Here is a 7,788-nt window from a genome sequence, read left to right on the forward strand (position 1 = left end):
AAAGAAATTCGTTCACTCGCTATCGACATTGACCTAGACAGAAACTAAGGAGAACAGACTTGAAAGCTCTATTAGACTTATTTAAACAGGTAACGCAAGAAGAAGAGTTTGATGCAATTAAGATTGCGCTCGCTTCACCTGAAAAAATCCGTTCATGGTCATATGGCGAAGTTAAGAAGCCAGAAACTATCAACTACCGTACATTCAAACCTGAGCGTGATGGTTTGTTTTGTGCAAAAATCTTTGGCCCGATAAAAGACTACGAGTGCCTTTGTGGTAAATACAAACGCTTAAAACACCGTGGTGTTATCTGCGAAAAATGTGGTGTTGAAGTTACTTTATCTAAAGTACGTCGTGAGCGTATGGGTCATATTGACCTAGCTTCACCGGTAGCGCATATTTGGTTCTTGAAATCATTACCAAGCCGTTTAGGTATGGTATTGGATATCGCTTTACGTGATATCGAACGTGTATTGTACTTTGAAGCATTTATCGTGGTTGATCCAGGCATGACCCCTCTCACACGAGGCCAGTTGTTGACTGAGGATGATTACCTCGCAAAAGTTGAAGAATACGGTGACGAATTTAATGCGGTGATGGGTGCGGAAGCAGTGCGTGAATTGTTACGTACTATGGATATTGAGCGTGAAGTAACAACTTTACGCCAAGACCTAGGTGCTACGGGTTCTGAAGCTAAAATCAAGAAAATCGCTAAACGCTTAAAAGTGTTAGAAGCATTCCAAAAATCTGGCATCAAACCAGAATGGATGATTTTAGAAATCTTGCCAGTATTACCACCAGAATTGCGTCCATTGGTACCATTGGATGGCGGTCGTTTTGCAACTTCAGATTTAAACGATTTATATCGTCGTGTGATTAACCGTAACAACCGTTTGAAACGCTTGTTAGAGTTAAAAGCACCTGAAATTATCGTACGTAATGAAAAGCGTATGTTGCAAGAAGCGGTGGATTCACTATTGGATAACGGTCGTCGCGGTAAAGTGATGACTGGTGCTAACAAGCGTCCATTGAAATCATTAGCTGACATGATTAAAGGTAAAGGCGGTCGTTTCCGTCAGAACTTGTTGGGTAAACGTGTGGATTACTCAGGTCGTTCAGTGATTGTGGTTGGTCCGCAACTGAAATTGCACCAATGCGGTCTACCTAAAAAAATGGCTTTGGAGTTATTCAAACCTTTCATTTTCCATAAATTGGAAGTGTTAGGTATTGCAACAACCATTAAAGCGGCGAAGAAAAAAGTAGAAGAAGAAGGACCAGAAGTTTGGGATATTCTCGAAGATGTAATCCGCGAGCATCCAGTACTATTGAACCGTGCGCCTACCTTGCACCGTTTAGGTATCCAAGCGTTTGAGCCTATCTTAATCGAAGGTAAAGCGATTCAATTGCATCCATTAGTTTGTGCGGCATTCAACGCCGACTTCGATGGTGACCAAATGGCTGTTCACGTTCCATTGTCGCTAGAAGCGCAAATGGAAGCACGTACTTTGATGCTGGCATCTAACAACGTATTGTCTCCAGCAAACGGCGAGCCAATTATCGTTCCTTCACAAGATATCGTGTTGGGCTTGTACTACATGACGCGTGAAAGAGTAGCCGCTCGCGGTGAAGGCATGCGCTTTGCTGATGTTAAAGAAGTACAACGTGTATTTGACCAAGGTTTAATTGATATTCACGCGAAAATTACCGTGCGTATTAAAGAGTACGAGTTAGATTTAGACGGTGTTAAAACTGAAAAAACGAATCGTTATGAAACAACGGTTGGTCGTGCATTATTGTCACAAATTTTGCCAGCTGGTTTGGCTTATAGCAACCTTGATAAGGCATTGAAAAAGAAAGAAATTTCTAAATTAATCAACGCTTCATTCCGTAAAGTTGGTATTCGCGAAACGGTTATTTTTGCTGACAAGCTAAAAGATGCAGGTTACTCATACGCTACTAAAGCTGGTATTTCTATCAGTATTAATGATATGTTAGTACCAAAAGAAAAGGGTGCGTTGATTGCATCAGCTGAATCTGAAGTTAAAGAGATTGAAGATCAGTACGTTTCAGGTTTGGTAACGCAAGGTGAGCGTTACAATAAAGTAGTGGATATTTGGGGTCGTGCAAGTGATAAAGTTGCTGACGCCATGATGAAGCAACTTAGAGAAGAAGATGTATTAGACGCTGACGGTAAGCAAATCAAAGATAAAGCAGGTAAAGTGCTTCGTCAAGAATCATTCAATGCTATTTATATGATGGCCGACTCTGGCGCGCGTGGTTCTGCAGCTCAGATTCGTCAGCTAGCTGGTATGCGCGGTTTGATGGCGAAACCAGATGGCTCTATTATTGAAACGCCGATTAAAGCGAACTTCCGTGATGGTCTAAACGTATTGCAATACTTTATTTCAACCCACGGTGCGCGGAAGGGTCTAGCTGATACTGCTTTAAAAACTGCGAACTCTGGTTACCTTACTAGAAGATTGGTGGATGTAACGCAAGATTTAGTGGTGACTGAAATTGACTGCGGTACGAGTGATGGTTTGGTAACTAAAGCCTTGGTAAAAGGCGGTGAAGTGATTGAGCCCTTGCACGATCGTATTTTAGGTCGTACGGCGGCACTTGATGTAGTTAACCCAGAAACGCAAGAAGTGATTTACCCAGCAGGGACATTGTTAGGTGAAGACGAAGTTGAGCATCTTGATGCGCTTGGTATTGATGAAGTAAAAGTGCGTACTGCACTTACTTGCGATACGCGCTACGGGATTTGTGCTAAATGTTATGGTCGTGACTTAGGTCGCGGTAAGTTAATTAGCATGGGTGAGGCGGTGGGTGTGATTGCGGCGCAATCAATCGGTGAACCAGGGACACAGCTCACCATGCGTACCTTCCACATTGGTGGTGCGGCGTCTCGTGCGGCTTCAGTATCGCAGGTTGAGGGTAAGTCTAACGGGGTGTTGAACTTCACTTCTACGATGCGTTATGTAACGAATGCACGTAATGAGCAGGTAGTGATTTCACGTAATGGTGAAGTGATTATCGCGGATGAAAACGGCCGTGAGCGTGAGCGTCATAAAGTGCCGTACGGTGCGACATTGCAAATTACGGATGGTAAAACAGTAAAAGCGGGTCAGGCGATTGCAACATGGGATCCACATACACGCCCAATTATTACTGAATATGCGGGTCAAATTAAGTTTGAAAACGTGGAAGAAGGTATCACTGTTGCTAAACAAATCGATGATGTGACAGGTTTGTCATCACTGGTGGTGATTGATCCTAAACAGCGTGCTGGTCAAACTAAAGGGTTGCGTCCACAAGTTAAATTGTTGGATGCGAATGGCGTTGAAGTAAAGATTACTGGTAGTGAGCAGTCAGTAAATACCACATTCCAGTTGGGTTGTATTATTACTGTTAAAGATGGTCAAGAAGTAGGCGTTGGTGAAGTGATTGCGCGTATTCCACAAGAGTCATCTAAAACACGTGATATTACTGGGGGTCTTCCACGTGTAGCTGAGTTGTTTGAAGCACGCTCACCAAAAGATGCAGGAATGTTGGCTGAAGTGACCGGTACTGTTTCATTCGGTAAAGATACTAAAGGTAAGCAGCGTTTGGTGATTACTGATTTAGATGGCATCACCAGTGAATTCTTGATCCCTAAAGATAAGCACGTAACGGCGCATGATGGCCAAGTAGTTACTAAAGGTGAGAGCATCGTTGATGGCCCAGCTGAGCCGCAAGATATCTTGCGGTTGCAAGGTCGCGAAGCATTAGCACGTTACATTATTGACGAAGTGCAAGATGTTTACCGTTTACAAGGTGTGAAGATTAACGATAAACACATTGAAGTAATCGTGCGTCAAATGTTGCGCCGTGTACGGGTGACAGATGCTGGCGATACAAGCTTCATTATGGGTGAGCAAGTTGAGCGTGCCGATCTGCTCGCGCAAAACGAAGTGGTTATTGCGGAAAATAAACGCCCGGCTGAATTTGAATATGTGTTGCTAGGTATTACCAAGGCATCATTATCTACAGATTCATTTATCTCTGCGGCTTCGTTCCAAGAAACAACGCGCGTGTTAACTGAGGCGGCTATTTTAGGCAAACGTGATGAATTACGTGGCTTGAAAGAAAACGTCATTGTTGGACGCTTGATTCCAGCAGGTACTGGCTTGGCATATCACGATGCACGTAAGCGTGCAGCGCTAGCAAGTTTAACGCCAACGCCTAAAGAAATTCCAGCTGAAGCGTTGTTTACAGAAGCTGAAGTACCAGCGGTAGAAGTAGTAAGTGAAACGGCAGCAGAATAAAATCAAACAATTAAAGGCTTGACAATAAAAGTCAGGCTAAATAGAATGTTGGGTTTTTCAGGATGGCTAAATTGTCAGCGATGACATTGCCATCCTGATTTGTTTTGCAGAATTTTAAAAGTAATATTTGAAGACATCATTTAGAGAACTTCTAATTAGGGATTAAGGCAATGCCAACCATCAATCAGTTAATACGCAAGCCACGCGCTAAAGTGGTTACAAAAAGTAAAGTGCCAGCACTTGAATCATGCCCACAAAAACGTGGTGTTTGTACTCGTGTTTATACAACAACTCCTAAAAAGCCTAACTCTGCTTTGCGTAAAGTTGCAAAAGTACGTTTAACTAATGGCTATGAAGTGATTAGCTACATTGGTGGTGAAGGCCATAACTTGCAAGAGCATAGCGTGGTATTGCTTCGCGGCGGTCGTGTAAAAGACTTGCCAGGTGTGCGTTACCATATGGTGCGAGGTAGTTTGGATACGGCTGGTGTTAAAGACCGTAAACAATCACGTTCTAAATACGGTGCTAAACGTCCTAAAGTAGGTAAAGCAGCGTAATTTGTTGTTACATTAAAAGCGGCTGAAATGCCTTGCTAATGTGGTTGCTAGCAAAAATTAATTTAATAGAATAGAGAAAATAATGCCAAGACGTAGAGAAGTCCCCAAACGTAACATCTTGCCTGATCCAAAATTTGGTAGCCAAGAAGTTTCAAAATTTGTAAACGTGTTAATGACAGGTGGTAAGAAATCTGTTGCTGAGCGTATTTTATACGGTGCGTTTGATCAAATTACAGCTAAAACAGGCAAGGATGCTTTGGAGGTATTTACCCTTGCATTAACTAACTTGCGCCCTTTAGTGGAAGTTAAAAGCCGTCGCGTTGGTGGTGCTAACTATCAAGTGCCAGTTGAAGTGCGTCCAAATCGTCGTAGTGCTTTGGCAATGCGTTGGATGCGTGATGCAGCGCGTAAGCGTGGTGAAAAATCAATGGGCTTGCGTTTAGCCGCTGAATTGACGGAAGCGTCAGAAGGCCGTGGTTCAGCAATGAAAAAACGTGAAGAAGTTCACCGTATGGCAGAAGCGAATAAAGCATTCTCACATTTCAGATTCTAATGTCTGAATGTTGTTTGGTTGGCCTAAGTAAGTGCTTAGGCCATTTGCATCGCTCTTTAAGAATTTAAGCAATAATATTTAAGTAAAGGTAATAGCCGTGGCTCGTATAACCCCTATTGAACGCTATCGTAACATTGGTATTTCTGCGCACATTGATGCAGGTAAAACTACAACGACTGAACGCATCTTGTTTTACACAGGCGTAAACCACAAAATTGGTGAAGTGCACAATGGTGCAGCAACAATGGACTGGATGGAGCAGGAACAGGAGCGCGGCATTACCATTACATCAGCGGCAACAACTTGCTTCTGGAAGGGTATGGCTGGTCAATTTGACCAACATCGTATTAATATTATTGATACTCCAGGCCACGTTGACTTTACGATTGAAGTAGAGCGTTCAATGCGTGTGCTTGATGGCGCTTGTATGGTGTACTGTGCTGTGGGTGGTGTTCAGCCTCAGTCTGAAACAGTATGGCGTCAAGCAAATAAATATAAAGTGCCGCGTTTAGCGTTCGTTAATAAAATGGACCGCGCTGGTGCGAACTTCTTTAAAGTGTACGATCAAATGCGTGCACGTCTCAAAGCAAATCCAATTCCTTTGCAAGTGCCAATCGGTGCTGAAGAAAAATTCGAAGGCGTTGTTGATTTGATCAAGATGAAGGCCATCTATTGGGATGAAGCTTCACAAGGTATGAAATTTGATTATCGTGATATCCCTGCGGAATTGGCAGCAGATTGCGCGAAATGGCGTGAAAATATGGTTGAAGCCGCCGCCGAGTCAAGTGAAGAGCTCATGAACAAATACTTGGAAGAAGGTGATTTGTCAGAAGCAGAAATTTTAGCGGGTTTACGTATTCGTACTATTGCTTCTGAAATTGTGCCAATGATGTGTGGTTCTGCATTTAAGAACAAGGGTGTTCAGGCGATGTTGGATAAAGTGGTTGAGTTGATGCCAGCGCCAACAGATATTCCTCCAACAAGAGCTGAAGATGAAGATGGCAAAGAGATGTTCTTGAAAGCTTCTGATGACGAGAAATTCTCTGCACTTGCGTTTAAAATCATGACTGACCCGTTTGTTGGTCAGCTAATTTTCTTCCGCGTATATTCTGGTGTGATTAATGCGGGTGATACAGTCTACAACCCGCTAAAGGGTAAAAAGGAACGTATTGGCCGTATTGTACAAATGCATGCAAATGCACGTGAACCCCTAACTGAAGTGCGTGCTGGCGATATTGCTGCTGCGATTGGTTTAAAAGAAGCGACTACTGGTGATACGCTTTGTGCAGTTAATGAAGAAATCATTCTTGAACGCATGATATTCCCAGAGCCAGTGATTCACGTTGCAGTTGAGCCAAAAACAAAAGCTGACCAAGAAAAAATGGGTATTGCTTTGAACCGTTTGGCGCAAGAAGATCCGTCTTTCCGCGTTAAAACAGATGAAGAAACCAATCAAACAATTATTTCCGGTATGGGTGAGTTGCACCTTGAGATTCTAGTAGACCGTATGCGTCGTGAGTTTAACGTTGAAGCAAACGTTGGTGCGCCACAAGTAGCTTACCGTGAAGCGATTAAGAAAAAGGTTGAAGTTGAAGGTAAGTTTGTTAAACAATCTGGTGGTAAGGGTCAGTATGGTCATGTATGGCTAATTCTTGAGCCAAATGAGCCAGGTAAGGGTTTCGAGTTTGTCGATCAAATTAAAGGTGGTACTGTGCCACGTGAGTTCATCCCTGCGGTTGAAAAAGGTTTGCGCGAAACAATTCCTGCTGGCGTTTTGGCAGGATTCCCAGTAGTGGACGTTAAAGTGACCTTGTTTGATGGTTCATACCATGACGTTGACTCGAACGAAAACGCCTTTAAAATGGCTGCTTCAATCGGCTTTAAAGACGGTATGCGCAAAGCTGATCCAATCTTACTAGAGCCTATGATGGCTGTAGAGGTAGAAACGCCAGAAGATTACATGGGCGATATTATGGGTGACTTGTCATCTCGTCGCGGCATGATTCAAGGCATGGAAGATAACGCAACAGGTAAAGTACTACGCGCTGAAGTGCCGTTGGCTGAGATGTTTGGTTACTCAACTACGGTACGTTCGCTGTCACAGGGTCGTGCAAGTTACAGTATGGAATTTAAGCATTATACAGAAGCACCAAGAAACGTGGCCGAAGCTATCATTAACAAAAAATAGGCCAAATATTTGGTTAATTAATCATCATATTTAAGTTTAAATAAAAGGAAATAATCATGGCAAAAGGTAAATTTGAACGTACCAAACCGCACGTTAACGTAGGCACGATTGGCCACGTTGACCATGGTAAAACGACACTAACAGCAGCGATTACGACAATCCTGTCAAAAAAATTCGGCGGCG

At 43.1% G+C, this 7,788-nt stretch carries 5 protein-coding genes; all 5 read left to right on the top strand.

Going from position 1 to position 7,788, the window contains the following annotated elements; translation table 11 throughout:
• The first annotated feature begins 59 nt into the window (after nt 1–59).
• The gene (rpoC, locus tag HOO90_RS07715; RefSeq protein WP_292841748.1) at nt 60–4,307 is read left to right on the top strand and encodes a DNA-directed RNA polymerase subunit beta'; all 4,248 of its coding nucleotides are present in this window, start codon (nt 60–62) and stop codon (nt 4,305–4,307) included.
• A 170-nt stretch (nt 4,308–4,477) separates the two neighbouring features.
• Nucleotides 4,478–4,864 carry a 30S ribosomal protein S12 gene (rpsL, locus tag HOO90_RS07720; protein WP_292841750.1) on the top strand — a complete coding sequence of 129 codons (387 nt, stop codon included), beginning with the start codon at nt 4,478–4,480 and terminating at the stop codon, nt 4,862–4,864.
• 82 nt (nt 4,865–4,946) lie between these two features.
• A complete protein-coding gene (rpsG, locus tag HOO90_RS07725) occupies nt 4,947–5,417 on the top strand; it encodes a 30S ribosomal protein S7 (protein WP_292841752.1) in 471 nt (156 codons plus the stop codon).
• 97 nt (nt 5,418–5,514) lie between these two features.
• Nucleotides 5,515–7,605 carry an elongation factor G gene (fusA, locus tag HOO90_RS07730; protein WP_292841755.1) on the top strand — a complete coding sequence of 697 codons (2,091 nt, stop codon included), beginning with the start codon at nt 5,515–5,517 and terminating at the stop codon, nt 7,603–7,605.
• Nucleotides 7,606–7,661: 56 nt separating this feature from the next.
• Nucleotides 7,662–7,788, top strand: a 127-nt coding sequence (locus HOO90_RS07735; RefSeq protein WP_292841758.1) for a GTP-binding protein, incomplete at its 3' end; no start/stop codon positions are given.

The sequence above is a fragment of the Methylotenera sp. genome (genome assembly GCF_013141425.1).
Classification (GTDB): domain Bacteria; phylum Pseudomonadota; class Gammaproteobacteria; order Burkholderiales; family Methylophilaceae; genus Methylotenera.

Bases quoted from the DNA above. Each gene is read 5' to 3' on its own strand.
- rpsG (WP_292841752.1), top strand. From the start codon at position 4,947: ATGCCAAGACGTAGAGAAGTCCCCAAACGTAACATCTTGCCTGATCCA.
- rpsL (WP_292841750.1), top strand. From the start codon at position 4,478: ATGCCAACCATCAATCAGTTAATACGCAAGCCACGCGCTAAAGTGGTT.